This is a genomic window from Pseudomonas paraglycinae, from assembly GCF_021601625.1.
In the GTDB taxonomy this organism is placed as follows: Bacteria; Pseudomonadota; Gammaproteobacteria; order Pseudomonadales; family Pseudomonadaceae; genus Aquipseudomonas; species Aquipseudomonas paraglycinae.
The window spans coordinates 46,499-71,372 of record NZ_BQHR01000006.1 but is presented as its reverse complement, the minus strand read 5'-3'; the positions used below and the strand labels follow the sequence as shown (position 1 = coordinate 71,372).

The window sequence follows — 24,874 nt, the reverse complement described above, 5'->3', positions numbered from 1 at the left end:
CAACGGTCAACACCGACCACGAACTACGAGGACAGCATCATGAGCTTGAAAGACAAACTCCCCGGCCAACTCGGCTTTGGCACGGCGCCACTGGGCAACATGTTCCGCGCCATTCCTGAAGAGGAAGCCCAAGCCACCGTGCACGCAGCGTGGGATGCCGGCGTGCGGTACTTCGACACCGCGCCGTTCTACGGCTCGGGCCTTTCGGAAATCCGCCTCGGCGAAGCACTGTCCCGCTACAAGCGCGACGACTATGTGCTCAGCACCAAGGTCGGCCGGGTAATTCTCGATGAAGTCGAAGACGCCGCCGCCCGGGATCTGGGCGAGAAAAGCGGGGTGTTCGAGCACGGTCGCCCGAACAAGATCGTCAACGACTACAGCGCCGACGCCACCTTGCGCTCGATCGAAGACAGCCTCAAGCGTCTGAAAACCGATCGCCTCGACATCGTCTGGGTCCACGACATCGCTCAGGATTTCTACGGCGACCAATGGCTCGAGTATTTCAATCAGGCACGCACCGGCGCCTTCAAAGTCCTGACCCGCCTGCGTGAAGAAGGCGTGATCAAGGGCTGGGGCCTGGGCGTGAACAAGGTTGAACCGTGCGAGTTGACGCTGGACCTGACCGAGGCGCAGCCTGACGGCTTCCTGCTGGCCGGCCGCTACACCTTGCTCGATCACGACCGTGCCTTGCAGCGTTTGATGGATTCGGCCCGGGCGCAGAACGTTGAAATCGTGGTCGGCGGCCCATACAGCTCGGGGATTCTGGCCGGCGGCGCGCACTTCGAATACCAGAAAGCCAGTCCTGAAATCGTTGCCAGGGTCGAGCAGATCAAACGCATCGCCGCAGCCCACGGCGTCGATGTCAAAGCGGCTGCACTACAATTCTCGCTGGCCAATCCGGCCGTGGCGGCAGTGATTCCCGGCGCGAGCAAACCAGGGCGCATCGCTGAAGATGTGGCGGCGCTGTCGGCGGTCATTCCGGCCGGTTTCTGGCAGGCCATGCGTGAAGCGAAACTGGTGTCCGAACGTGCACCATTACCCATCGACGAGGTGAAAGCATGAAGATCGATCTGAGCGGAAAACTGGCGATTGTCAGCGGCAGCACGGCGGGCATCGGTTTGGGCATCAGCCAGTCGCTGGCCGAGGCGGGCGCCACGGTGGTGGTGATCGGTCGCGACGCGGCCAAGGTCGAGCAGGCGCTGGCAAGCATTCGAGACAAGGTGCCGGGCGCGCAACTGCGCGGTTTGACGGCGGATCTGGGCACGGCCGAAGGCGCGCAGAAACTGTTCGCCGCCGAACCGAAAGCCGACATCCTGGTGAACAACCTCGGCATCTACAACGCCGTGGATTTCTTCGACGCGCCGGACGATGAGTGGACGCGCTTCTATGAAATCAACGTGATCTCCGGCGTGCGCCTGTCGCGGCATTACGTGCCGGCGATGGTCGAGCAGGGCTGGGGGCGGGTGATCTTCCTGTCTTCGGAATCCGGCGTGGCCACCCCGGCCGACATGATCAACTACGGCGTGACCAAAAGCGCCAACCTCGCGGTGTCCCATGGCCTTGCCAAACGCCTGGCGGGCACCGGGGTTACGGTCAACGCGATCCTCCCGGGGCCGACCTTCACCGACGGTGTCGAAGAAATGCTCAAGGATGCCGCCGCCGAATCTGGGCGCAGCCTGCGGGACGAGGCTGACGCCTTTGTGCGCCGGGCCCGTCCGAGCTCGATCATCCAGCGCGTGGCGGATGTGGAAGAGGTCGCGCACCTGGTTACCTACATCGCTTCACCGCTGTCTTCGGCCACCACCGGCGCCGCTTTGCGGGTCGATGGCGGCGTGGTCGACAGCCTGACTATCTGAATTTATCGAGAGAGACTTTTTATTTATGGCAACAGCATCAGCAACGATCGACATCCCGGCTTCGGCCGATCAGGTCTGGCAATTGATTGGCGGCTTCAACACCTTGCCGGACTGGCTGCCGTTCATTCCCAACAGCGAACTGAGCGAAGGCGGGCGTGTGCGCACCCTGCAAACCGCTGACGGTGGCGTGGTGGTCGAGCGTCTGGAAACGTTCGATAACGCGGGCAAAACCTACAGCTATTCGATTCTGCAGGCACCGTTTCCGGCCACCGATTATCTGGCGACGATTCGTGTTGAGCCCCAAGGGCAGGGCGCGAAGGTGACGTGGTCGGGACGCTTCACGGCCAAGGGCGTGACTGATGAGGAAGTGGTGGCGCTGTTTAGAGGGATCTATCAGGGCGGGCTCGGAGCGCTGCGCGCCAACTACCCCGCCTGAGTTTGTTCACTGATCGTTCCCACGTCGAGGCGTCGAACCGTCTGCGTGGGAATGCCTCAAGGGACGCTCCGCGTTCCAGCTCTGGAAGGGACGCGGAGCGTCCCGGGCTGCATTCCCACGCAGAGCGTGGGAACGATCTATCTCAAGACTGTGAAATCAGGCTCTGCCGACAATCCAGCACCAGCTTCGCCCCACCCAGATCGCTGCGTCCCACCTCAAGGCTGAACCCATGCAGGTTGACGATCGCCGCGACGATCGACAGCCCCAGGCCAAAGCCGTTCTGCAATTGCCCGCCCTCGGCGCGGTAGAACCGCTGGAACACCGCCTCCCGTTCCGACTCGGGAATGCCGGGCCCGGAGTCATGCACTTCGATCCGCGTATGCCCCGCATCATTGACCCCGCGCAACACCACCGTGCCACCGGCCGGGGTGAACTTGATCGAGTTGCTCAACAGGTTCGCCAGCGCTTCAAACAGCAACGCCCGATCGCCGTTCAGCATCGGCAGAGTTTCCGGCATGTTCAGCTCGAAGTGCAGCTCGTCGTCTTCGGCCAGCGGCAGATAGAACTCGTGCAGTTCCTGCAGCAACAACACCGGATCAAGCTCGACAAAACCCGAGCGCCGCTGACGATCCTCCAGTTCGGAAATCCTCAATAAACCGCGAAACCGCGCCATCAGCGTATCGGCCTCGGCCAGCACCAGATCCAGTTGCGCCGCTTCCGGCGAGCCTTCGCCGGCCTGCTGCTGCATGCGATACAACTGCGCGCGCAAGCGGGTCAGCGGGGTGCGCAGGTCATGGGCGATGTTGTCGCACACGCCTTTGACTTCGTTCATCAAGCGCTCGATGCGATCGAGCATGGCATTGACGATGGCGGCGAGCATGTCCAGCTCATCTCGGCGATTGGACAGTGGCAAACGGTGGGTCAGATCGCCGGCGACAATCGACTGGGCGCTGGCCTGGATCGCCCGGATCCGTCGCAGTGGCCGACGACGCAGCAAATGCCAGCCGATAATCCCCGGCACAATCGTCAGCGACACGCCCCAGAGCAGCGCATGCAGAATGATCTTCGTCACCGCGAACAGCGAGCCGTTGTCACGCAGCAGCACCAGCCAGCGACCGTCGCGGGTCGGGGTGGCTACCGCGTCGCAGCTGTCGGCGGGCAGGGTCGGGTCGTCGGAGTCGGCGCATTCGCTGAGCATGTGGATCTTGCCGTCCAGCGGCAGGCCCTCGGGGATCCTCTGCAACGCGCCACCCAGGTAACGGTGCTGAGCGTCGAACAGACCGTAGGCGTCGATGCCACGAATGTCGAAGGTCATGCTGGCGGCGAGCGCGTCTTCCAGCTGATCGCCGCGAAAGTGCGAAAACAGATGCTGACGTTGCATCAGCGAATGTTTGGCCAGATTGTCGAGATAACCGGACACCTCGAAGTACATGACCCCCATGAGGATCGCGCTCCAGGCCACGAACAACGAACTATACAGCGCCAGCAAGCGGCTGCTGGAGGAGCGCCAACCGTCAGACGGGTTCGGCAATGACATAACCCGAGCCTCGCACCGTGCGGATCAGCGGGACGTTGCCCGGCGGGTCGATCTTCTTGCGCAGGCGGCCGATGTGCACGTCGATCAGGTTGGTGCCGGGGTCGAAGTGATAGCCCCAGACCTCTTCGAAAATCATCATCCGCGACAGGATCTGGCCGCTGTTGCGCATCAGGAATTCCAGCAATTTGTACTCGGTCGGCAGCAGCGTCAGCACCTGTTCGGCGCGGCGGGCTTCGTGGCTGATCAGATCGAGTTGCAGATCCGCCACCTGCAACGTGGTCGGCTGGGCGCCATTGCTGTTCTGGCGACGCAGCAATACTTCGACCCGGGCGGCCATTTCATCGGTGGCGAACGGTTTGGTTAGGTAGTCATCGCCGCCGGCGCGCAAGCCGCGCACGCGCTCGTCGACATCGGAGAGGGCGCTGATCATCAGGATCGGCGTGGCCACGCCCATGGTGCGCAGGGTGGTGACGATGGCCAGGCCATCAAGCTCCGGCAGCATGCGGTCGAGGGTGATCAGGTCGTAGTTGCCGCTGACGGCGCGGTCCAGGCCTTCACGGCCGTTGTCGACCCAGTCCACGTCGAGGCCGTGGCTGCTCAGTTCGGCGACAATTTCCCGGGCGGTCACGGCGTCGTCTTCGATGGTGAGGATGCGAGTCATGGTGGGCCTGCTGGTCTGTTCAAACGCAATGGCAGCATTTTGCCAAGATTTTGCGCCGGCGCTTTAAATTAACTTTCATGTTTTAGCGGATACAAACGCCACGGCCGGGCTTTTGTGCCAATGCATAAAACCCGCTGTTATCGACCCGTTGTTGCAATTTGCATGGTCTTAGGAAGTTCAGACTTTTTAAGCTATTGAATTCAAACGATTTATTTAATGTGGGCGACTGGCACGGTCACTGCAATTCCTCTGATGACGAGTTGTAACACCATTTTTCATGCCTGGAGCACTACAACAATGAATAGATCCTCTGATGGGTTTTATCCTGCCTACGAAGGAGAGTCGAGCAACGTCTCGGGGGTGTCCTGGGGCGCGATCTTCGCAGGGGCTGCCGCTGCGGCGGCACTGTCGCTGATTCTCGTGCTGCTGGGCTTCGGTCTGGGCTTCTCCGCCGTTTCACCGTGGGCCGGGGAGGGCGTCAGCGCCAAGGGCCTGGGCATTTCCACCATTATCTGGCTGGCGGCCACGCAAATCATCGCTTCGGGGCTCGGCGGCTACATCGCTGGCCGCTTGCGAGTGAAGTGGGCCAACATGCACGGTGACGAGGTGTATTTCCGCGACACCGCTCATGGCTTTCTCTCCTGGTGTGTAGCGACTCTGGTCACCGCAACGCTGGTGGTCGGCTCGGTCAGCAGCATCGTCAGCGGTGGCGTGCAGGCCGGTGCGAGTGTTGTCGGCGGCGCTGCCGGTGCCATGACGCAAGCGGCCGGCACGGCGGCCGGCAACACCGACAGTGACCAGTACGGCTACTTCGTCGACAGCCTGTTCCGCGACGATCGTCCCGCCGCCGTCAGCGATGACGCCGCCCGTGGCACCGTGACCCGGATCTTCGCCCAGAGCCTGGCCAACGGTCAGCTCAGCGCCGAAGACCGCACCTACCTCGCCCAACTCGTGGCCCAGCGTACCAACCTGACCCAAGCCGATGCCGAACGTCGGGTCGATGAAATCTACGCCCGCACCCAGAAGGCAATCGCCGACGCCAAAGTGAAAGCGCAACAAGCCGCCGACACTGCCGCCAAAGTCGCTGCCCTGACCTCGCTGTGGATGTTCATCGCGCTGCTGGCCGGTGCGTTCTTCGCCAGCCTCTCGGCCACCTTCGGCGGTCGCCGCCGGGATGCGGTCGAGTACGTCGAAGTCGAAACCTACACCACGACCACGCTGCCGCCAGTCCGTTAATCAAGGAGAACCACCATGCGCTCACTACTGCTGTTTTTCCTCGGCGTTCCAATCCCGATCATCATCCTGATCGCCCTGTTCGTGCACTGATTCCTTGAGGCACATGCCTTGGCCGCTTCCACCTTCGGGTTGAAGCGGCTTTTTGCTTTCTGCGCGGGGCCGAAGGCGCAGAACCGACCAGTCATTTCCATGGCCTGGATCAATATTCGTCGGCGCAATATCCCCTACCGTGAAATTTCCAGGCCCTTGCCGCTGGATCGACTACATTGCTTGCGCGCACTTTGCTGCGCGAGCGGAACCAACCTGCCGGCCCGATAGAGAGATAACACCCGACGTGCCGGCGAGGTGTAGTGCAGCAAGGAGCTGTTTCAACCTCACCTGAACTTTTCACGGATGATCATTGCAATGCACTGCCTAGAAAGAACCTTCGATATCCAGCCTTTGGCGCAGGCGGATATGACTGTCCACATCAACGGCCAGCCGGTCACCGCCGCCATCGGCGAAACCGTGCTCAGCGTCATTCAGTCCCTCGGCGTGCGCCAGGTCGCGCGCAACGATCACAACCAGATCAGCGGTGCCTATTGCGGCATGGGCGTGTGCCAGTGCTGCCTGGTGAAAATCAACGGCCGGCACAAGCGCCGCGCCTGCCAGACCGTGGTACGCGAGGGCATGCTGATCGAAACCCAGGTCAACCGTATTCACGGGCAGGAGGTGGTATGAGCCTGCATCCGGTGATCGTCGGCGGTGGTCCGGCGGGAATGGCCGCGGCCATCGAACTGGCCCTGCACGGGGTGCGCTGCACCTTGCTCGAAGAGGCTTCGCGCCTGGGTGGCGTGGTCTATCGCGGGCCGCTGCGTGACGGCGTGCAGCTGGATTACCTGGGGCCGCGCTATGCCGAGGCGCTGGGCAAACTACACGGTGATTTTCAGGAGCAGTCCGGGCTGATCGACGTGCGCCTCAACCACCGCGTGGTCGGCGCCGAAGGCACGCGCTCGCTGGTGGTGCTGGACGGCGACGAGCGTCTGCACGAAATCGAATACCCGCAGTTGCTGCTGGCCGCCGGTTGCCATGAACGCAGCGTGCCGTTTCCAGGCTGGACGCTGCCCGGCGTGATCATGCTCGGCGGCCTGCAATTGCAGATCAAAAGTGGCGTGGTCAAACCGCAGGGGCCGGTGGTGATCGCCGGTACCGGGCCGCTGTTGCCGCTGGTGGCGACTCAGTTGCATGCGTCGGGTGTGAGCGTGGCCGGGGTCTACGAGGCCTGCGCGTTCGGCAAGATCGCCAAGGAAAGTCTGGCACTGCTGAACAAGCCGCAACTGTTCCTCGATGGCTTGAGCATGCTCGCTTATCTGAAACTGCATGGCATCCCGATGAACTACGGCTGGGGCGTGGTCGAAGCGCACGGCGAAGGCGAACTGAAAAGCGTCAGCGTGGCGCCGTACTCGGCAACGTGGGAGCCGGACATGAGTCGCGTCGAACGCTTCGAGGCGAAGACACTCGCGGTCGGCTACGGCTTCATTCCGCGCACGCAACTGAGTCAGCAAATGGGCCTGGATCACGGCTTCAGCGACGACGGTTACCTGCGCGCCAACGCCAACATCTGGCAGCAAAGCAGCGAGCCCCACGTGCATCTGGCCGGTGACATGGGCGGGATTCGCGGCGGTGAAGCGGCGATGCTGGCCGGCAAGATCGCGGCGACCTCGATCCTGCTGCAACGCGGTGTGCTCGAAGAGGAACTGGCGCGCGTCCGTCGCGACCGTTATCTGGGCAAACTCAAAGCCATCGTGCGCTTCCGCGCGGCGGTGGATCGCTACACCGAACGCGGCGTCGGGCAGACCGCATTGCCGGCTGCCGACACGGTGATCTGCCGCTGCGAACACGCGACCCGCGCCGACATCGACCGCGCGCTGGAGCAGGGCGTGCAAGACATCGCCAGCCTGAAAATGCGCACCCGCGTAAGCATGGGCGACTGTCAGGGGCGGATGTGCGTCGGCTATTGCAGCGACCGCTTGCGTCAGTCCACCGGGCGCAAGGATGTCGGCTGGCTGCGGCCGCGCTTCCCCATCGATCCGATTCCTTTTTCCGCGTTCCAGTCCCTCGGCACGGAGGCCGTTTCCCATGAGTAAGTTCTATGACGTGGTCATCGCCGGCGGCGGTGTGATCGGCGCGTCCATCGCCTACCAATTGTCCAAGCGCAAAGGCCTCAAGGTTGCGCTGATCGACGCCAAGCGTCCGGGCAACGCGACCCGCGCTTCGGCCGGTGGTTTGTGGGCGATTGGCGAGTCGGTGGGATTGGGTTGCGGGGTGATTTTCTTCCGCATGATGTCGGCCAACCGCAAGCGCGAAACCCAGGGCGCGGCGGTGGCGGTTGACTCCAGCACGCCGCACATCCTGCCGCCGTCGTTCTTCGATTTTGCCTTGCAGTCCAACGCGCTGTACCCGGCGTTGCACCGTGAGCTGCGTGACAATCACGGGATGGATTTCAAGTTCGAAAAGACCGGGCTCAAATTCGTGATCTATGACGATGAAGACCGGTTGTACGCCGAGCACATCGTCGGCTGCATCCCGCACCTGGCCGATCAGGTGCGCTGGCTGGATCAGGCGGCATTGCGCGAGTCCGAACCGAGCGTCAGCCATGAAGCGCGCGGGGCGCTGGAGTTTCTCTGCGACCACCAGGTCAGCCCGTTCCGCCTGGCCGACGCCTACACCGAAGGCGCCCGGCAGAATGGCGTGGACATGTTCGTCAACACCAACATCACCGGCGTGTTGCATCACGGCACGCGAGTGACCGGGGTGCAGACGGCCGAAGCCGGGGTGTTTCACTGCAAGACCCTGATCAACGCCGCTGGCGCTTGGGCGGCGGATTTGAGCGAGTGGGCCACGGGCATTCGCATTCCGGTGAAACCGGTGAAAGGCCAGATCCTGCTGACCGAACGTCTGCCGAAAATCCTCAACGGTTGCCTGACCACCAGCGATTGCTACATGGCGCAGAAGGACAACGGCGAAATCCTGATCGGCAGCACCACCGAGGATAAGGGCTTCGACGTCACCACCACCTGGCCGGAAATCGCCGGGCTGGTGCAGGGCGCGGTGCGTTGTTTGCCGGAACTGGCGGATATCAACCTCAAACGCACCTGGGCCGGGTTGCGGCCGGGCTCGCCGGACGAATTGCCGATTCTCGGGCCGATGGCCGGGGTGGAGGGGTATCTCAACGCCTGCGGGCATTTCCGCACCGGGGTGCTGACGTCGGCGATCACCGGGGTGTTGCTGGACAAGCTGGTCAACGATGAACCGCTGCCGCTGGACATCACGCCGTTTCTGGCGGACCGGTTTGAAGTGGTGCCGGCCAAAGAAGAGAGGGAGCTGGAGATAGCCTGAGCCTGCTGGCTCCCATCTGATCGTTCCCACGCTCCGCGTGGGAATGCCTCAAGGGACGCTCCGCGTTCCAGCTCTGGAAGGGACGCGGAGCGTCCTGGGCTGCATTCCCACGCGGACGGTTCGACGTCTCGACGTGGGAACGATCAGCAAGAACTCAGGACTTGCCCGATTGTTCTTCCAGTTGATCCGACTCGAACAGCCGGGCCAGTTCCGCCCGCGCTTCCTGGGCGGTCTGCAGCACTTTGGCCGCGTCGTCGTACACCGCGTGTTGAGCTTCCAGCACCTGTTCGTCATGGTGCTTGAAGCGCTTGATCCGCGCATCGGCCTGAGCCTGGGTCAAGCCAAGGCCAACCAGGGTGCGGCGGCTCATTTCCAGACTTGAGTAATAGGTCTCCCGGATCGGATCGGCCCCCACATCCACCAACCGATGAACATGCTGCCGGTTACGCGCCCGGGCGATGATCTTCATGTCTGGGTAGAGCTTGCGCACGATCTCGGCGGTCTTGATGTTGGTTTCCGGATCATCTGTGGCAATCACGAAGTACTCCGCTTCACCGACCTTGGCCGCACTGAGGATTTCCGGACGCATCGGGTCACCGTAGAACACCGGTACGCCACCAAAACTGCGCGACAGTTCGATGGTTTCCACCGAGGTGTCCAGCGCCACGAACTTGATGTTCTGCGCCCGCAGGATCCGCGCCACGATCTGCCCCATACGGCCCATGCCGGCGATCACTACCCGTGGGGATTCGGTCTCGATCTGGCGGAATTTCTCCGGCACTTCCACCGGCTGCACCTTCGGGCTGACCAGCCGTGCGCAGACCAGCAGCAACAGCGGCGTGACGGCCATCGACAGGGTGATGGTCAGCACCAGCAGGTCGTACAGACGTGGTTCAAACAGGCCTTGATCGCGGCCAATCTTGAACACTACGAAAGCAAACTCACCGCCTGCCGCCAGCACGATGCCGAGGCGAATCGCGCTGACCTTGTTCAATCCACCGGCCAGACGCCCGACTACAAACAACAACGGCAACTTCAGGGCGATCAGCAACAGCGTCAGCCCCAGCACCGTGATCGGCGCGCTGAGCAGCAGACTGAGGTTGGCGCCCATGCCGACGCTGATGAAAAACAGCCCCAGCAGCAGGCCCTTGAACGGCTCGATCTGCGCTTCCAGCTCATGGCGATATTCCGAATCCGCCAACAGCAACCCGGCAAGAAACGCGCCCAACGCCATCGACACACCAACCATGTCCATCAGCCACGCGGTGCCGATCACCACCAGCAACGCGGTGGCGGTGGAGACTTCCGGCAGACCGGTTTTCGCCACGATGCGGAACACCGGACGCAGCAGATAACGTCCGCCGATCACCACCACCGCGATGCCGCCGAGCACCTGCAAACTGTGGCGCACGTCGTCGGCGGTGCTGGTGTGGTGATCGACCCCCGCGAGCATCGGCACCAGCGCGATCAGCGGGATCGCGGCGATGTCCTGGAACAGCAGAATCGCAAACGCCAGCCGACCGTGGGGGCTGGTCAGTTCCTTTCGCTCGGCGAGGCTTTGCAGGCCAAACGCGGTGGACGACAGCGCCAGACCCAAGCCCAAGACAATCGCGCTGTTCAACGGCTGGCCGAACACCGACAGCGCCAGCACACCAATCACCGAACCGGTCAGCAGCACCTGCGCCAGGCCCACGCCGAACACCGATTTGCGCATCACCCACAAACGTCGCGGCGACAGCTCGAGCCCGATGATGAACAACAGCAGCACCACCCCCAGTTCCGAGATATGGCTGACGCTTTGCGGATTGCCGATCAGGCCCAGCACCGACGGGCCGATGATCACCCCGGCAAACAGATAACCGAGCACCGCGCCCAGTTGCAGGCGCTTGGCCAGGGGAACGGTGAGCACGGCGGCGAAGAGAAAGACGACGGCGGCTTGCAACAGATTGCCTTCATGGGGCATGAGCGGAACTCCAGTAACGCGGTACGGCGGGGGGCGACAAGGATAAAGGCTGAAATGATTGCAGATCCAGCGCAGAGCCTGATTGAGCAGATGTGCTTCTGTAATAATTTGCATCAATTGGTTACATTTATAGCCTCAGCGAATCAATTCCTTCGAGTTTTCCATGGCCATCAACTTCGACCTCAACGACCTGCAAGCCTTTCGCGCCGTGGTCGAGCAGGGCAGTTTCCGCAAGGCCGCCGACACCGTGCGCCTGTCGCAACCGGCCCTGAGCCGACGCATCGAAAAGCTCGAAGACGCCCTCGGCGTGAAGCTGTTCGAACGCACCACGCGCAAGGTCAGTCTGACCCAGGCCGGACGCGGTTTCATGCCCAGCGTCGAACGTTTGCTCGACGATCTGGACGTCGCGTTGCTCGGCATCAGCGAAGTCGCCTCGAATCGGCAGGGCCACGTAACCGTCGCTTGCGTGCCGTCGGCGGCGTACTACTTCATGCCGAGCGTGGTCGCCCGTTATCACCAGCAGTTTCCGCGAATCAAAGTCAAAGTCCTCGATTCCAGCGCCCACGACGTGCTGAGCGCGGTGGTCAACGGCGAGGCGGATTTCGGTCTGAGTTTCATGGGTACCCAGGAGGCGGGCGTGGATTTCGAGCCGCTGGTGCAGGAGAGCTACGTAGTCGCCTGTCGCCGCGATCATCCGTTGGCCGGAAGCAGTAGTGTGACCTGGGACGAGTTCTACCGGCAGGATTACATCTCGCTCGACAAGACCTCGGGCAACCGTTTTCTGCTGGATCAGGCCCTGGCCAAAGTGGTGCCGCAGCGCCCGAGCATTTGCGAGACGCGGCATGTGACGACCATGATTGGTCTGGTGGAAGCGGGATTGGGTGTGGCGGCGGTGCCGCTGATGGCGATGCCGGCGGCGGATCATCCGATTCTGACGCGGGTGCCGCTGACCGATCCGCAAGTGATGCGCAGCGTCGGCATCATCAAACGCCGGGGTCGTACGCTGACCCCGGCGGCACTGGAGCTGGAGCGGCTGGTGGTGGAAATGAAAGTCCAGCCGCCGACGGTCAGCGCTTGACCGAATCCAGACCGGTGGCCTGCACGTCAGGCTGGGCTGCAGGTGCGGCCAGATAAGCGAGCAACGCCTTGGCTTCCTGCGGATGCTGCGCACCCACCGGAATCCCCGCTGCAAACCGCGTTACCGACTGCACCGATTCAGGAATCTTCGCCACAAAACTCACCCCCGGCACCGGCAGCAATTCGCTGACCTGCTGGAAGCCCAGTTGATAGTCGCCGGTGGCGACCACCGAGCCGACCGGGATTTTCGGGATCATCTTCGCCTTCGGTTTCAGCTGATCTTCGATGCCGAGTTTCTTGAACAATTGCTGCTCGATGTACACGCCGCTGGCGCTGTCGGAGTAGGCCACCGACTGGGCGTCGAGCAGGGTTTTCTTCAGGGCGTCGACGTTGCTGATGTCCGGTTTCGGCGCGCCTTCGCGCACCACCAGGCCGATCCGCGAATCCGCCAGCTCCACACGCGAAGCCGGGTCGACCTTGCCTTGCTTGATCAGATCATCGAGGGCGTAGCCGACCATGATCACCACGTCGGCCTTTTCACCACGGGCGAGGCGATTGGGGATTGCCTCCGGCGCCTTGCCCATCGACGGGCCGAGTTGGGTGTCCAGCGTGTTGCCGGTGGCGGCGGCGAATTTCGGCCCGAGGATCTTGTAGGCGGCGGTGAAACCGCCGGAAGTCATGACCCGCAGTTCTTCGGCCTGGGCCGCAACGTTGAACGCAAGACCGGCGAGCAGGGCGGTAACGGTAAACAGTTTTTTCATGGTGATGTTCTCAGGCAGTAACAGGTTGCAGACGACCGCCGGCCCGGCGATACAGATAAAGCGTCGCGCACAATGCGCAGAGCGCGCCGATGCTCATCCAGTAACCCGGTGCGGCTTTGTCGCCGGTGTACTGGATCAGGAAGGTCGACATCGCTGGAGTGAATCCGCCGAACACGGCAGTGGCGAGGCTGTAAGCCAGGGAGAAACCGGCCACCCGCACTTCCACCGGCATGATTTCGGTCAGCGCCGGAATCATTGCGCCGTTGTACAGGCCGTAGATAAACGACAGCCACAACAGCGACAGCAGCATGTGGCTGAAGCTCGGCGCCTGCACCAGGTACGACAGCGCTGGATACGTGGTGGCCAGCGCCAGCAGCGCCATGGCGATCAGCACCGGACGGCGGCCGACGCGATCGGACAATGCACCGCCAATCGGCAGCCAGAAGAAGTTGGAAACGCCCACCAGCAGCGTCACCAGCAACGCATCCGATGTGCTCAGGTGCAGCACGGTTTTACCGAAGGTCGGTGCGTACACGGTGATCAAGTAGAACGCGGTGGTGGTCAAGGCAACCATCAGCATCCCGCCCAGCACCACGCCCCAGTTCTGGCCGAGGGTGCGGAACACTTCCTTCATGCTTGGACGATGTTTCCGAGCGGCGAACTCTTCGGTTTCCGCCAGATTGCGCCGCAGAAAGAAGATGAACGGAACGATCATGCAGCCGACGAAAAACGGAATCCGCCAGCCCCAATCGGCGACCGCTTCCGGCGCCATCCATTGGTTCAAACCGTAACCGAGCGCTGCTGCGACGACGATGGCCACCTGCTGACTGGCCGACTGCCAGGCGGTGAAAAAGCCTTTGCGACCGGGTGTAGCGATCTCCGAGAGATACACCGAAACCCCGCCCAGTTCCGCACCGGCGGAGAAGCCTTGCAACAGCCTTCCGATCAACACCAGCGCCGGGGCGAACAGACCGATGGTTTCGTATCCGGGCACCAGCACAATCAATATCGTGCCGCTGGCCATGATCGACAGGGTGACGATCAACCCTTTGCGCCGACCGACGTCATCGATGTACGCGCCGAGCACAATGGCCCCCAGCGGACGCATCAAAAAGCCTGCGCCGAACACTGCGAAAGTCATCATCAGGGACGCGAACTCACTGCTCGCCGGAAAGAACACCGCCGCAATCTGCGTGGCGTAGAAGCCGAACAGAAAGAAGTCGAACTGTTCGAGGAAGTTACCCGAGGTCACCCGGAAAATGGCGCCGGCCCGCGAGCCGCCGTGTGGGATTGAGGCTGTCATAGAAAAGTACTCCACCGCTTTTATGACGTGCGCGACGGGGAGGCGGCGCACGGTTCTTATTGGGGCGGATAGTGGCGCGCAAGGATCGATTTGTTAATTGCATTGTTGGCATGGATTGATGCGCTATGCAGATCAATGGCGTGCTATGGCAGCTGTTTTGGCGTCGCTGCCTGTACGGTTCTGGCTACCATCGAGTCTTGCGCTGGTGCGGCGATGTTCACAAAAGTCCCGTCCCAGTCAGGGTCTATCCTGCGAATGCGTTCACGCAGATCCGGATGGCCCGAGAGCAGAAGAGAGCTGGAAGTGCCAGGGCCGAAAAACAGGTGGCTGAACTCGGCGGCACGGGCGGCCTTGAGGGTCGAGCCCATTTTGTATCCGCCGATTTTCTTCAGTGCCCCGGCAATACTGTCGGGGTTGCGGGTGTATTGCACGGCGGTCGCATCGGCCAGGAATTCGCGTTGCCGGCTGACTGCAGCCTTGATCAGGTTGCCGAAGAACGTCCCGGAGAATCCGACAATGCACAGCGCAGTGCCAAACATGCTGACCAGAATGGTCGGCTGCTTACGATTGGCAGATGAGTGTGGTGTGTCCTCAAGACCGCGCAAGAGATGGTTTCCCGCCAACCCGATCACCATGATCCCATGGACGATCGCTACCAGTTGAGTGTTCAGGCGCATGTCGCCGTTATAGATATGGCTGAATTCGTGGGCGATAACGCCTTGCAGTTCATCGCGTGACAACAGGCTTATCGCACCTTGAGTGACGCCAATCACTGCATCCTGAGGAGCGAGGCCGGCAGCAAATGCATTGATGCCCAGATCTGGCAGCAGATACACGGGAGGGACTGCGGTGCCGGACGCCAAGGCCATTTCCTCCACTACGTTGACCAGGCGGCGCTCTTCCAGAGTCCGCGCGTCATGGTTGATCAGACGACCACCCAAACGGCGCGCGACCACTTTGCCGCCCCCTTTCAGTTCGATGTATTTGACCAGCCCGCCGAGCAACACAACACCCGTTACCAGCGCTGCAATGATCGCGAAAAACTGCCAGTTTTCCGCAAGATCCTCGAGCGTTTTGCCGTACGAGATCGGCAGAATCAGTAGCATGAAGGACACAAGAATCAAGCCGAGTACGGCGAGAAACATCAGGATCACGAGCTGCACCGAGCGACGTTTGGCCCGGCACTGTTGTTCAAAGAAATTCATCTAGCCATCCGTGGACGTGGAGTCTGAATCAATCCGCCGTTGCCGTCATCTGATCAGGCACCGGTTTGCCCGCTGCGGCAGCCGTCGTAAAACTCCCATCCCACTGCGGATCGATTCGACGAATCCGCACGCTCAGATCAGGGTGGGTCGCAAACATCCGGCTCAGCAAACCTGAGCCGCCGGTGCTGAAAAACAAATGACTGAACTCGGCGGCACGGGGGGAGCTGATGACGGAGCCTTGTTTATGGGCGCCGATTTTTTTCAGGGCGCCGACAATGCTTTGCGGATTGCGCGTGTATTGCACCGCGCTGGCATCGGCGAGGAATTCACGCTGGCGACTGACAGCCGCCTTGATCAAATTGCCATAGAGATTTCCGATAAATCCGGCCACGCACAGTGCGAAACCGAGCGCAAAAACCACCAGCATCAACCGCACGTCGCGTTTGTCGCGCTTGAGCAGGCTGGCCATTATGTAAGTGCCGGCCAGCCCCAGCACCAACAGGCCGTGCACCACTGCCACCAGTTGCGTGTTTAGGCGCATGTCACCGTTGAAGATGTGGCTGAATTCGTGGGCGATCACTCCTTGCAGTTCTTCCCGGGTCAGCAGCGTCACCGCGCCACGGGTCACACCAATGGCCGCGTCCTCCGGTTTAAATCCGGCCGCGAAGGCGTTGATGCTTTCGTCGGGTAATAGATACACCGCTGGCAGGCAGGTGCCGGAGGCAATCGCCATTTCTTCGACGACGTTCATCAACCGCTGCTCGTCCAGGGTTCGCACATTGCCATTGAGCAGGCGGCCACCCAGTTTCTCCGCGACGACCTTGCCGCCCGCGCGCAGCTGCCGATATTTCAGCAGACCGCCAATCACCACGATGCTGCTAATGAACGATGCGATAACGGCCATTGCCAGAAACGCGTCCGCCAGCGTGCCAGTCCCGCTCAGGTAATCCTCAAAACCATTGAAGACGAAGGGCAGGCTGGTCATCCCGATCAGCATGACAATCGCCAGAATCATCATGCACACCAGCCGTTGCGTCTGGTTTCGGGCCTGGGTTTGTCGTTCGAAAAAGTTCATCGAGCCCTCCATGGAGAGAAGAAGTCAGAAAGAAACGTTGGGCGCGGTCTTGATGGCCAGCGTATCGGCAAACTTCAACGGAACCGCATCCTCGCGATGGCCAAAACTGGCCGCCAGCAGCACCGCCGGAAAGCTCTGCTTGAGCGTGTTGTAGGCCATCACCGCATCGTTGAACGCCTGCCGCGCGAAACTCACCTTGTTTTCGGTGCTGCTCAGCTCTTCGCTCAGTTGTTGCATGTTCTGCGAGGCCTTGAGTTCCGGATAAGCCTCCAGCGTCAGGTTCAAGCGACCCACCGCGCTGCTGAGTGCGCTGTCCGCCCGCCCCAATTGCGCGATGTTCTGGGCGCTGCCCGGTTTCGCCTGTGCAGCCTCAAGTCCGGCCACGGCGGCATTGCGTGCGGCGATCACCGCTTCAAGGGTTTCGCGCTCATGGGCCAGATAACCCTTGGCAATGCTGACCAGATTGGGGATCAGGTCATAGCGGCGTTTGAGCTGCACTTCGACCTGGGCAAATGCGTTCTTGATCTCGTTGCGCCGGGCAACAAGCTTGTTGAAAAGATTGACAGCGTAGAGCCCCAGCAGCGCAAGCAATACCAGATTGACGATGAGGTAGATCTTCACGGTGATGTCCTTATTCACTCGGCAGGGGCGCGCGATCTTATCGCAAATGGATGCCGTTGACTGTATTGGCCCGGTGGCGGGTTAGCCCGGATCGCGTTCCGGGGCGCGACTACAATCTCCGGTTCAGCATCATCAAAAAACAAGGAATGATTCCAGAACCCCGCAGTCGGAGTTCAGGTATCACACATTTCAGGAGGTTCACCGATGAACAACAAGACCCTAATCGCCAGCCTGGCCCTCGTCGCCGGCATCGCCGGGATCAGCCCACTCGTTCAAGCGGCGCAAACCTCGAACGACACTGTCGAACAATCACCGACCGGCAACCGCGAACTGAACGTCAACGACCGCGCCCCGGACATTTACCAGCGCAGCGAAAAAGCCATCAAAAACTGGAAACAGAAAGGCCTCAAGCAGCCGGAACCGCAGGCGCAGTGGGTGCAGATCAATGACAAATACGTGATGGTGATGATTACCAACGGGACGATTGTGGATATCAAGCCGGTGGAGCGTTAATACAGCCCATTAAATGACGGTCAGCACTTTCTTGCCGACCGTCAACAGCCTGGAATTTTATCTTCACAAAACGTCGCAGCGAATTTTCATCTCGCCCAATTGGCAGACAGCTTTAGTATTTCGATAAAGAGCGTAACCGGCACGATTTTGCCTGCCGCTAAGTGTCTCTCCAAAGTAAGCATCGACGATACGATCAGGCTCGTTGAGTTGTTCGTCGGTTAATGTGTGCTCTTCCGTGATGATCAAGTCATGGCCAATCGAGATTTTTCCATTTTTCAGTAAGTTTCGGAAAAGATTCCACTCGTAGAAAGCGACACCTTGGGTGCTGTGAAAATTAAGGAAAGGCAAATTGTGCAGGAGGATGAAGTGGGTGTTGTTTGAAGTGGCCGATGATAGTCCGCGATCGTTGAGTTTTTTTCTAATGCTTGGTTCGTTAAGGTTGTTTTTAAGTGTTAGTAGTTGTATGGCGTAACCTTTTTTAAAATCGGATTTCTGCATGACTTCATATTGTTCACTCAGGAACGTCGGTTGAGAGCTTAGGCGGTACTTTGCTTGGATGAAGTAAAAAGTGTCGTAGGTCGTGTCTTCAAGAACCAAGTCGATGTCGTAATCTGGTACTTTTGCATTTTTTTCAGCTTTGAACCCTGGATGAACCTTGAAACGCTTTTCTGCAATATTTTTAATGTAGTCAATCATGTGTTCCTGTTCAAAGTTGTTTCCAATTAAACTCTTGACGTCATGCTTGTTCTTAGGGTCTTTGGTGTTCCCCAAAAGAATGCCTACCAATTTTTTCAATCCGTATTTGAAGTTGAGAGCGCCTCGAATGTATTCACTGCCCTGTACCGATATGAAGCTTTGCGCAGTGTCGACTTTGGGTAGCGAATCACAGGTCAAAGCGCTCGTCATACAACTCAAGGATCCAGCAGTAATATATCTAGAGAATGCCGCGTAATGAGTTTTTCGATTTCCGTGAATTGATCGCATTTCAAGAAATAGTGCGACGAACACAATGTCCCGGAGGTACTGATATCTGCTGTTTTCCTTAAGCTTTGGAGAGAGATACCTGACGTGGATGGAAAGGCATTTGTCAAGTATATAGTCGGTTAGCATTTCTTTTGCTTCAATCGAGAGTGGTTTTCCTTGGGCGAGTGATTTTCCAAATTCCTGCAGAAAAACACGATCAGTCATATTGGAATGAGCTTCTGATGTTTCCGCCAGCCATCTGTTTCGCAAGCTCGGCATCAATTTTCGTGTAGGTCTGATAAGGATTTCATCTTTACGATATTGTGCTTGCATAAGCCCCAAGGACAATAGAAAGAAAATTTCGCTCAGGAAATAGGTAGTCCAAAGTTGCTGATGTGCCAAGGTTGAGTGAAGATAAGAGTCATCAAGATCAAGGTTTTCACTTATACGGTTGCAGGTGTATTCAAGCTTGGTGAAAAGAGTTGATTTTAGATAGAGTTTAATTTGCTCATGATCGCTTTCGGTGGTTCTGCTTAAAAAAGATGGAGATATTTCTATATTGAAGTATTGGGTGAGCGTGTTGAGGTGCAACTCAAGGTGTTTTTCGCCAATTAGTTCTGGCGTTGGTTTGAGCTCCGACTTGTATGAATGTTTTATTTCGAGCAGATTTTTCTTCAGCGCATCACCAATTAGGGATTTTATTTGGTTTTCTCCAAGTAGGGTGCGCGTAATCGGAAAGCGGTATAGTAATCGAGTGTATAGACTTGGCTTTGTGCAATATTTATCCAGGTAGTCGATGTTTCTCAATGGGTTTTGGAGAAAGTGTAGATGGTGAGTCTCGACCTGGTTGAAGAGCATTGTACTAGTCCTTGATAAGAGTCGTGTTTGGCACACGTTGAAACTGAGACTCAGTCGATCCGGCTATGGCTCAACGCCTGTCCGCCGCCCAATCGATACTGATTGTTCCCGCTGCGCTTGGCCTCGTACATCGCCAGATCCGCAATGTGCAGCAACCGGTCCATGGTCGGTGCGTGGTCGGGGAAGACGGCGACGCCGAGGCTGGTGCCGATGTGGCGTTGTTCGTTGCCGATGGGGATCGGCGGGGACAGTTCGATGAAGATTTTCTGGCAGATGCTGCGAGCTTCGTCCTGCAGGTTCAGGCCGGGGGCGAGGCCTTGCAGGATGACCACGAATTCGTCGCCGCCGATCCGCGCAACGGTGTCACTGACCCGCAGGATGCGTTTCAGGCGCGCAGCGGTGGTGATAAGAACGCGGTCGCCGGCGGCGTGACCGTAGCGGTCGTTGATCCCCTTGAAGCCGTTGAGATCGATGAACACCAGTGCCACCCGCGTTTCGGTCATGCGGGCATGTTCGAGTGCTTCCGATAGCCGTTCTTCCAGCACCAGGCGGTTGGGCAGGCCGGTCAACGGGTCGAAATGAGCGAGGTGCTGGAGGTAGCTGGCCGAGGCCTTTTCTTCGGTGATGTCGCGCACCACGCCCATCATCTTGATCACCGCGTCGTGATCGTTGCGCACCACATTGCCGGTTTCCCGCAGCCAGCGGATTGTGCCGTCGGGCCAGACCACGCGGTACTCCTCGTCGTGGTTTTCGCCGGTCTCCAGGCATCGCAATTCCCCCGCGCGCACCCTGGCGCGGTCATCGGGGTGTACGCAGGAACAGAACAGCGCGTAGGAGGGTGTCACTTCGCCGATCTTGAAGCCGAACATGCCGAATATTGCGTCGGACCAATAGAGTCGATCCGTGTCGACTTCCCAATCCCAAGTGCCGATCCGCGCAAAATACTGGCTGCGCTTGAAGCGGTCGGCGTCGCCATCCTGACGGATGTTCTGGCCCTCGGCGGCGCGGGTGAGCAGTTCGCGATACTCGGCGAGTTGCTGACGAAGCTCGCGCACTCGGCGGATCAGAACGGCGATCACGACCAACAGCACAACGACAATGGCGAAGCTGATCCAGAGTTGAGTCATTCAAGCGTCGCTGTCATGGCGTATCGATCAGGATTGGTAGCGGGTGGCCATCATCCATCACGGCCGACGTAGGGTCAAACGGTTGCCAATGGCCGGTATTTCTGGGAAAACGGCGGCCAGCGGAACAATAGAGCGAATGTTATGAATGATGAACTGCAGATAATCGATCTTCAGCCCGGCGACGGAAAAGCCGCCGTCAAAGGCGCGTTGATCACCACCCAATACACCGGTTGGCTGGAAGACGGCACCGAATTCGATTCGTCCTGGAGCCGGGGCAAGCCGTTCCAGTGTGTGATCGGCACCGGTCGGGTGATCAAGGGTTGGGATCAGGGGATCATGGGGATGCAGGTTGGCGGCAAGCGCAAGCTGCTGGTGCCGGCGCATCTGGGTTACGGCGAGCGGACGATGGGCAAGATTCCGCCGAATTCGAATCTGGTGTTCGAGATTGAGTTGCTTGAGGTTTTGACGCGGGAGGATTGAAGCTCGTGGGTGAGTACGTTGTGATGAGGGGCGTTCCTGATCACAACGTCCTGCATGCAAGGGCCCGATGAATCAGGTAAATGCCTCAATGTCGTCAAGCGTGTCTGCGATCACGCCTTCCAGGGAGGGGAATCTTGTCTTTACTTCTTCCAGCGCTGAGAGGGCGACATCTTTGTCCAGCTCGCCGTGCCTGCGAGCGATGTGGCCTAGAGCGGTAATGGCGGAGGAGACTACGGCTTCATTGCTGCTGTCGAAATACTTCAAGCAAGTTTGTTGGGCCCAAATCCTGTCTTCTTCGTTGAGGCCAATAGAAATCAGAGCCTGGATAACGTCTGTGTCTGTGCGGCTTTGAAGAAGTCTCACTGCTTCATCATGGCTAATAGACGGGTCTTTATAGGTCAAGCTCACTTCTTGGCTCCCAAAATGTTGCCTTTGTTATCCGCTTTCTTGGCTTTGATTAGCGCGTTTTTCATATCCTGATGGAGTTTGTCCCAAGGTCTGACATGTCCATGGTAAACATCGCCCCCTGTGCGATCAAAGACGACGAACTCGCTGGTATCTGGATCGACACCGATTCTGCGTGGTGATGTAGGTTTTACCTGAATTGAATTCTCCAAGGCTTCCTGACCATTGACAGGGCCTTTGCTCTTTACAGGAGTGTCTGCCTTTCCATGATAACTGGCAGCATCAAACTCCAACGCCAAGACAATATAGAGAGGCTTGATACCGGAGTCGGCCGGAAACACAAGGATGAAATCCTCGTACTCTGGCGGATAAAGCGGGCTGACGATGATCTTGTCTGCTTGCTCGGTGGGAGGATAAATCCAGATAGTCGGTGTTTGCGGGGCACTTTCCAGCGGCGGGATGACCGAAGTGCTGGATGGGTCGACGGCTGGCGTCCAGGTCAATGTGATGCCATTGCCAAAGTCAGCCACTTGTCGAGAGCCTTGAGCAACGAATTGCACGACCGGAATCATTTCCCAGTCAGGGCGCTTCTGAGTGTTGTACCCGTACCCTTTGAGACGGCCATCGGCCTGTTGCTCTACGTGCAGCCGGATACGTGTTCGGCCCTCCTTCAGTGATCTGAGCTGTTCTTCGGTATAGAGCGAACTGTCCCCCAGATTCGATGGCCACAGAAGTGCAACCATTCCCGCCAATGCACCTCCTGCAACGCCGCCCGTGACTGCACCAACACTGAAAGTGGAGCTTGCGCCGGCGCCAGCAAAAGCGGGACTGCCCAACACAAGCGTGCCCAGTGCGGACGGCAAATTGGCACCGCTGATTTTTTTGAGGGGAATGTTTCCCGACGCATCTCTTTCGCGCCCCCCAAGCAGTGAGAACGCTCCAAAGTCGGCAAGCCTTTCGACAGGAATAAACCCTGCCGGGCTTTCATGGTTGATGACGCCATCGGGGAGGTTGCAGCTTTTGGCGAATACACAACCTACGGCGCTGAGTTGACTCTGTCGTGGCGTCTGCCGAACAAAACGATCTTCATAGGCTTGTTGTCTGGCCAGCATATCGTCGTATTTCTTTTGTCTGGCATCCTGCGCAGCAAGTTCGGTAGCAGTCATGAAGCGGGTAGTGATGTGGTGCCCGTCACCTGACGGCGGATTTTGAATCCGGGGGAGGAGTGTTTTTCGAGGCATGAGCGTCCTTGTTTCATCTTTTCAAAGCGTGGAGGACGCTATCTGAATGAGAGTTTGAAAGATGTAGGACGCTTCTGAAGCTCAGATGGTTGTTACAAAAAAGCACTCTCGATAATGCCCATGGGACACCAGTCTTGTGATTGTAAAAGCCAAACCCGCTGCCTCCTTTTACGGAGCCAGCGGGTTTTTTCTTGCCTTTTACCTGAGGCGTTACGCAGCTATAGCCATCTCATCCAGCGTCGCGGCAACCGTGCTGGTCAGGCTCGGAAATCTGCGTTTGACGCTGTGGAGTGCCGGCATGACGCGGTTCCGGTCCAGTTTGCCGTGATCGCGGGCGAGTTGGACAAGGGCCTCGAGGGCGGCGGTGACGATGGATTTTCTTTCGCTTTCGAGCAGGAGCAGACAGGCCTTTTCGGCCCATTGGCTGTCTTTCTCGTTGAGGCCGATGGAGATCAGGGCGGCGACGACGTGTGCATCGGATTTGCTTTCCATGGGGTGTTCCTCAGGTCGTGGCATCGAGAGTGTCCAGCGCCCGGTTCACGGCGAGCTCGCCACACATCACCACTTGGGCGATGCCCAGCACGGTGCTGCGGTAGGGCGGGTCCAGCAGCGCGGCGAAGTCGCTGAGCATCACGCTGGCCGAAGCCATCGACTCGCAGGCGTGGGCCAGCAGGGCATGCTGATCGATGTGGGGGGCGATGAGGAACATGCGGCCGGGGCAGTGCTGTTTCGGGGCGGTGGGTTTCAGGTAATGGTCGAGGGCGCGCTCGGCGGCTTCGTGGAGTTTTTTTGAATCGGTTGTGGAGTAGGGAGAGGTTGGGTCGGATTCGGACTGGATGTCTGTTTCCGGAGGATTGGGTGTTGGCTTGATCATTTGCTTAGAACCTTTCAATTGAGGCTTACACCGTCATTTGCGACTAAACAAATTGGGTGGCAGCTATGCGCAGGTTAGTCGACCGGTGGTTCTAAGCTTTCCCGGCGCACCCGAAGGTGCCCTGCGCACAGCTACCATTAAGTACAGGCGTAGAAATGCCTGACAGAAATGACTCTATGCAGCTTAAAACCCACCGAGCGACTAAACCCGTTCACTGACCATTCAGTGATGCGAATCAAGTTACGGGCAGGCTCCAAACCGCACAAGCCGGCGGATTCTGGCGTAGTTGTAGGCAAAGGCGCAAGGCAATGTAGCCTCCCGGATGGGGGCAAAATGATGCGTCATTTTTCAGTCCGCCATCGCGAGCAAGCTCGCTCCCACAGGGTTCTGTGTCGGCTTATCAGGTGTGCCGGCTCGCGCATTTCTGCTTTGTGATACTGGATATTTAATAAGCCACTTCGAGCTTGATTTATATCGGTTTCGATATAGCCTGCATGGCACATCCAGCACAAGGAATCAGGCTAAACCATGACGGATCATCAAAATCCACCCCAGCGTTTCTCAAGCGTCTGGGATGCACTGGAAGACACGCCGCAGGAAGCGGCCAACATGCGCCTGCGGGCCAAGCTGATGCGCACGTTGTGCGAAACGATTCGTGCCTGGGAGCTTCCGCAGAAGGAGGCGGCCAAGCGTCTAGGCATCACCCAGCCGCGCCTCAACGACGTACTCAACGGCAAAATCGACAAGTTCTCTCTGGATGCGCTGGTCAACCTGTCGGCTGCAGCGCAACTGGACGTAGACCTCTGCTTCTCGTCGTCCTCGCCACTGCAATGGGCCTGACAGACGAGGGTTCTCAACGATCCTGCCTCTGAAACACCTTCCAGAGGCGGTTGCCGACTGACGCTCCGCCTCAATCCTTTCACGTCAAAAATTCAAGCTGCGACGGATGGTCGAAAACAGGCCTTGCCCCTCTCGATCGGAACAGCGACTATGCTCGCCATATAGGGGTAGGAGGTATAGGTATGTCGCACACGCACGAACACAAAGGCGAATTGCTCAACCGGGTCCGGCGTATTGCCGGGCAGGTTCAGGCGGTTGAACGGGCGCTGGAGTCCGAGGCCGATTGTGCCAAGACGTTGCACCTGATGGCGGCGATTCGCGGCGCGGTCAATGGCTTGATGGAGCAGTTCATCGAGGCCCACGCCCGCGAGCATGTCGCCCGTCCCGACCTTAGCGACGAAGCCCGCGCCCAGGGCGTGGAAGAGTTGCTGCTGGCCATCCGCCGATATTCCAAGTGAGCGCCG

At 59.1% G+C, this 24,874-nt stretch carries 26 protein-coding genes; 12 read left to right on the top strand and 14 right to left on the bottom strand.

Going from position 1 to position 24,874, the window contains the following annotated elements; all coding sequences use genetic code 11:
• Positions 1–39: 39 nt before the first annotated feature.
• From L6D82_RS10700 to L6D82_RS10690, 3 genes are read left to right on the top strand one after another with little or no spacing between them, the layout of a single operon-like run.
• Complete coding sequence (locus L6D82_RS10700; protein ID WP_236188990.1) at positions 40–1,062, top strand: aldo/keto reductase; 1,023 nt, start codon at positions 40–42, stop codon at positions 1,060–1,062.
• Positions 1,059–1,856: an SDR family NAD(P)-dependent oxidoreductase gene (locus L6D82_RS10695; RefSeq protein ID WP_007952959.1), complete on the top strand. Its 798-nt coding sequence runs from the start codon at positions 1,059–1,061 to the stop codon at positions 1,854–1,856. The genes L6D82_RS10700 and L6D82_RS10695 overlap by 4 nt, the downstream gene beginning before the upstream one ends.
• Before the next feature lie 25 nt (positions 1,857–1,881).
• A complete protein-coding gene (locus tag L6D82_RS10690; RefSeq protein ID WP_236188988.1) occupies positions 1,882–2,292 on the top strand; it encodes an SRPBCC family protein in 411 nt (136 codons plus the stop codon).
• 142 nt (positions 2,293–2,434) lie between these two features.
• Here L6D82_RS10690 and L6D82_RS10685 read toward each other — a convergent pair whose 3' ends face one another.
• On the bottom strand, positions 2,435–3,829 hold the full coding sequence (locus L6D82_RS10685; protein ID WP_102687795.1) for a sensor histidine kinase: 1,395 nt from the start codon (positions 3,827–3,829) through the stop codon (positions 2,435–2,437).
• On the bottom strand, positions 3,807–4,490 hold the full coding sequence (locus L6D82_RS10680; RefSeq protein ID WP_007952956.1) for a response regulator transcription factor: 684 nt from the start codon (positions 4,488–4,490) through the stop codon (positions 3,807–3,809). Before L6D82_RS10680 ends, L6D82_RS10685 begins: the two co-directional genes overlap by 23 nt.
• 297 nt (positions 4,491–4,787) lie before the next feature.
• Here L6D82_RS10680 and L6D82_RS10675 point away from each other — a divergent pair, with 297 nt between their 5' ends.
• The 4 genes from L6D82_RS10675 to hcnC all read left to right on the top strand — a co-directional run bounded on the left by L6D82_RS10675 (position 4,788) and on the right by hcnC (position 9,104).
• The gene (locus L6D82_RS10675; RefSeq protein ID WP_236188981.1) at positions 4,788–5,726 is read left to right on the top strand and encodes a hypothetical protein; all 939 of its coding nucleotides are present in this window, start codon (positions 4,788–4,790) and stop codon (positions 5,724–5,726) included.
• A gap of 405 nt (positions 5,727–6,131) precedes the next feature.
• Entirely contained in the window at positions 6,132–6,446 is a 315-nt protein-coding gene (hcnA, locus tag L6D82_RS10670; protein WP_085746268.1) for a cyanide-forming glycine dehydrogenase subunit HcnA, read from the top strand.
• A complete protein-coding gene (hcnB, locus tag L6D82_RS10665) occupies positions 6,443–7,852 on the top strand; it encodes a cyanide-forming glycine dehydrogenase subunit HcnB (protein ID WP_134023232.1) in 1,410 nt (469 codons plus the stop codon). The genes hcnA and hcnB overlap by 4 nt, the downstream gene beginning before the upstream one ends.
• Positions 7,845–9,104, top strand: coding sequence for a cyanide-forming glycine dehydrogenase subunit HcnC (gene hcnC, locus L6D82_RS10660; RefSeq protein ID WP_236188979.1), 1,260 nt, complete (start codon positions 7,845–7,847; stop codon positions 9,102–9,104). Before hcnB ends, hcnC begins: the two co-directional genes overlap by 8 nt.
• A gap of 154 nt (positions 9,105–9,258) precedes the next feature.
• Here hcnC and L6D82_RS10655 read toward each other — a convergent pair whose 3' ends face one another.
• Positions 9,259–11,067: a monovalent cation:proton antiporter-2 (CPA2) family protein gene (locus L6D82_RS10655; protein ID WP_064380587.1), complete on the bottom strand. Its 1,809-nt coding sequence runs from the start codon at positions 11,065–11,067 to the stop codon at positions 9,259–9,261.
• Positions 11,068–11,230: 163 nt separating this feature from the next.
• Here L6D82_RS10655 and L6D82_RS10650 point away from each other — a divergent pair, with 163 nt between their 5' ends.
• Positions 11,231–12,145 carry a LysR family transcriptional regulator gene (locus L6D82_RS10650; RefSeq protein ID WP_134023226.1) on the top strand — a complete coding sequence of 305 codons (915 nt, stop codon included), beginning with the start codon at positions 11,231–11,233 and terminating at the stop codon, positions 12,143–12,145.
• Here L6D82_RS10650 and L6D82_RS10645 read toward each other — a convergent pair.
• The 5 genes from L6D82_RS10645 to L6D82_RS10625 all read right to left on the bottom strand — a co-directional run bounded on the left by L6D82_RS10645 (position 12,135) and on the right by L6D82_RS10625 (position 17,109).
• Positions 12,135–12,905 (bottom strand): substrate-binding domain-containing protein, encoded by a 771-nt coding sequence (locus L6D82_RS10645; protein WP_134023224.1) that lies wholly within the window; start codon positions 12,903–12,905, stop codon positions 12,135–12,137. The two genes, L6D82_RS10650 and L6D82_RS10645, sit on opposite strands and share 11 nt — an antisense overlap.
• 10 nt (positions 12,906–12,915) lie before the next feature.
• Positions 12,916–14,208 (bottom strand): MFS transporter, encoded by a 1,293-nt coding sequence (tcuC, locus tag L6D82_RS10640; RefSeq protein WP_085746043.1) that lies wholly within the window; start codon positions 14,206–14,208, stop codon positions 12,916–12,918.
• Positions 14,209–14,351: 143 nt separating this feature from the next.
• Entirely contained in the window at positions 14,352–15,413 is a 1,062-nt protein-coding gene (locus L6D82_RS10635) for a M48 family metallopeptidase (RefSeq protein WP_134023220.1), read from the bottom strand.
• A 28-nt stretch (positions 15,414–15,441) separates the two neighbouring features.
• Complete coding sequence (locus tag L6D82_RS10630; RefSeq protein ID WP_236188976.1) at positions 15,442–16,488, bottom strand: M48 family metallopeptidase; 1,047 nt, start codon at positions 16,486–16,488, stop codon at positions 15,442–15,444.
• Positions 16,489–16,512: 24 nt separating this feature from the next.
• Positions 16,513–17,109 (bottom strand): LemA family protein, encoded by a 597-nt coding sequence (locus tag L6D82_RS10625; RefSeq protein WP_102687787.1) that lies wholly within the window; start codon positions 17,107–17,109, stop codon positions 16,513–16,515.
• A 204-nt stretch (positions 17,110–17,313) separates the two neighbouring features.
• Between L6D82_RS10625 and L6D82_RS10620 the strand changes: the two genes are divergently transcribed.
• The gene (locus L6D82_RS10620) at positions 17,314–17,622 is read left to right on the top strand and encodes an RcnB family protein (RefSeq protein WP_236188975.1); all 309 of its coding nucleotides are present in this window, start codon (positions 17,314–17,316) and stop codon (positions 17,620–17,622) included.
• Positions 17,623–17,685: 63 nt separating this feature from the next.
• On the opposite strand, the gene L6D82_RS10615 is transcribed toward L6D82_RS10620, so the two are convergent.
• Positions 17,686–19,443: a hypothetical protein gene (locus L6D82_RS10615; RefSeq protein WP_236188973.1), complete on the bottom strand. Its 1,758-nt coding sequence runs from the start codon at positions 19,441–19,443 to the stop codon at positions 17,686–17,688.
• A gap of 50 nt (positions 19,444–19,493) precedes the next feature.
• A complete protein-coding gene (locus tag L6D82_RS10610; RefSeq protein ID WP_236188972.1) occupies positions 19,494–20,570 on the bottom strand; it encodes a sensor domain-containing diguanylate cyclase in 1,077 nt (358 codons plus the stop codon).
• Positions 20,571–20,711: 141 nt separating this feature from the next.
• Here L6D82_RS10610 and L6D82_RS10605 point away from each other — a divergent pair, with 141 nt between their 5' ends.
• Positions 20,712–21,050, top strand: a complete 339-nt coding sequence (locus L6D82_RS10605) for an FKBP-type peptidyl-prolyl cis-trans isomerase (RefSeq protein ID WP_007952931.1) — start codon at positions 20,712–20,714, stop codon at positions 21,048–21,050.
• A gap of 72 nt (positions 21,051–21,122) precedes the next feature.
• On the opposite strand, the gene L6D82_RS10600 is transcribed toward L6D82_RS10605, so the two are convergent.
• The 4 genes from L6D82_RS10600 to L6D82_RS10585 all read right to left on the bottom strand — a co-directional run bounded on the left by L6D82_RS10600 (position 21,123) and on the right by L6D82_RS10585 (position 23,570).
• Positions 21,123–21,458, bottom strand: coding sequence for a hypothetical protein (locus tag L6D82_RS10600; protein ID WP_236188971.1), 336 nt, complete (start codon positions 21,456–21,458; stop codon positions 21,123–21,125).
• On the bottom strand, positions 21,455–22,696 hold the full coding sequence (locus tag L6D82_RS10595) for an S-type pyocin domain-containing protein (RefSeq protein WP_102718248.1): 1,242 nt from the start codon (positions 22,694–22,696) through the stop codon (positions 21,455–21,457). The genes L6D82_RS10600 and L6D82_RS10595 overlap by 4 nt, the downstream gene beginning before the upstream one ends.
• A gap of 210 nt (positions 22,697–22,906) precedes the next feature.
• Positions 22,907–23,188 carry a hypothetical protein gene (locus tag L6D82_RS10590; RefSeq protein ID WP_085746052.1) on the bottom strand — a complete coding sequence of 94 codons (282 nt, stop codon included), beginning with the start codon at positions 23,186–23,188 and terminating at the stop codon, positions 22,907–22,909.
• A 10-nt stretch (positions 23,189–23,198) separates the two neighbouring features.
• Entirely contained in the window at positions 23,199–23,570 is a 372-nt protein-coding gene (locus tag L6D82_RS10585; protein WP_085746053.1) for a DUF6124 family protein, read from the bottom strand.
• A 528-nt stretch (positions 23,571–24,098) separates the two neighbouring features.
• On the opposite strand from L6D82_RS10585, the gene L6D82_RS10580 reads away from it, so the two are divergent.
• Together L6D82_RS10580 and L6D82_RS10575 are read left to right on the top strand one after the other, a co-directional pair.
• On the top strand, positions 24,099–24,410 hold the full coding sequence (locus L6D82_RS10580; protein WP_085746054.1) for a helix-turn-helix domain-containing protein: 312 nt from the start codon (positions 24,099–24,101) through the stop codon (positions 24,408–24,410).
• A gap of 182 nt (positions 24,411–24,592) precedes the next feature.
• Positions 24,593–24,868 (top strand): metal/formaldehyde-sensitive transcriptional repressor, encoded by a 276-nt coding sequence (locus L6D82_RS10575; protein WP_085746055.1) that lies wholly within the window; start codon positions 24,593–24,595, stop codon positions 24,866–24,868.
• The last annotated feature ends 6 nt before the right edge of the window (positions 24,869–24,874 follow it).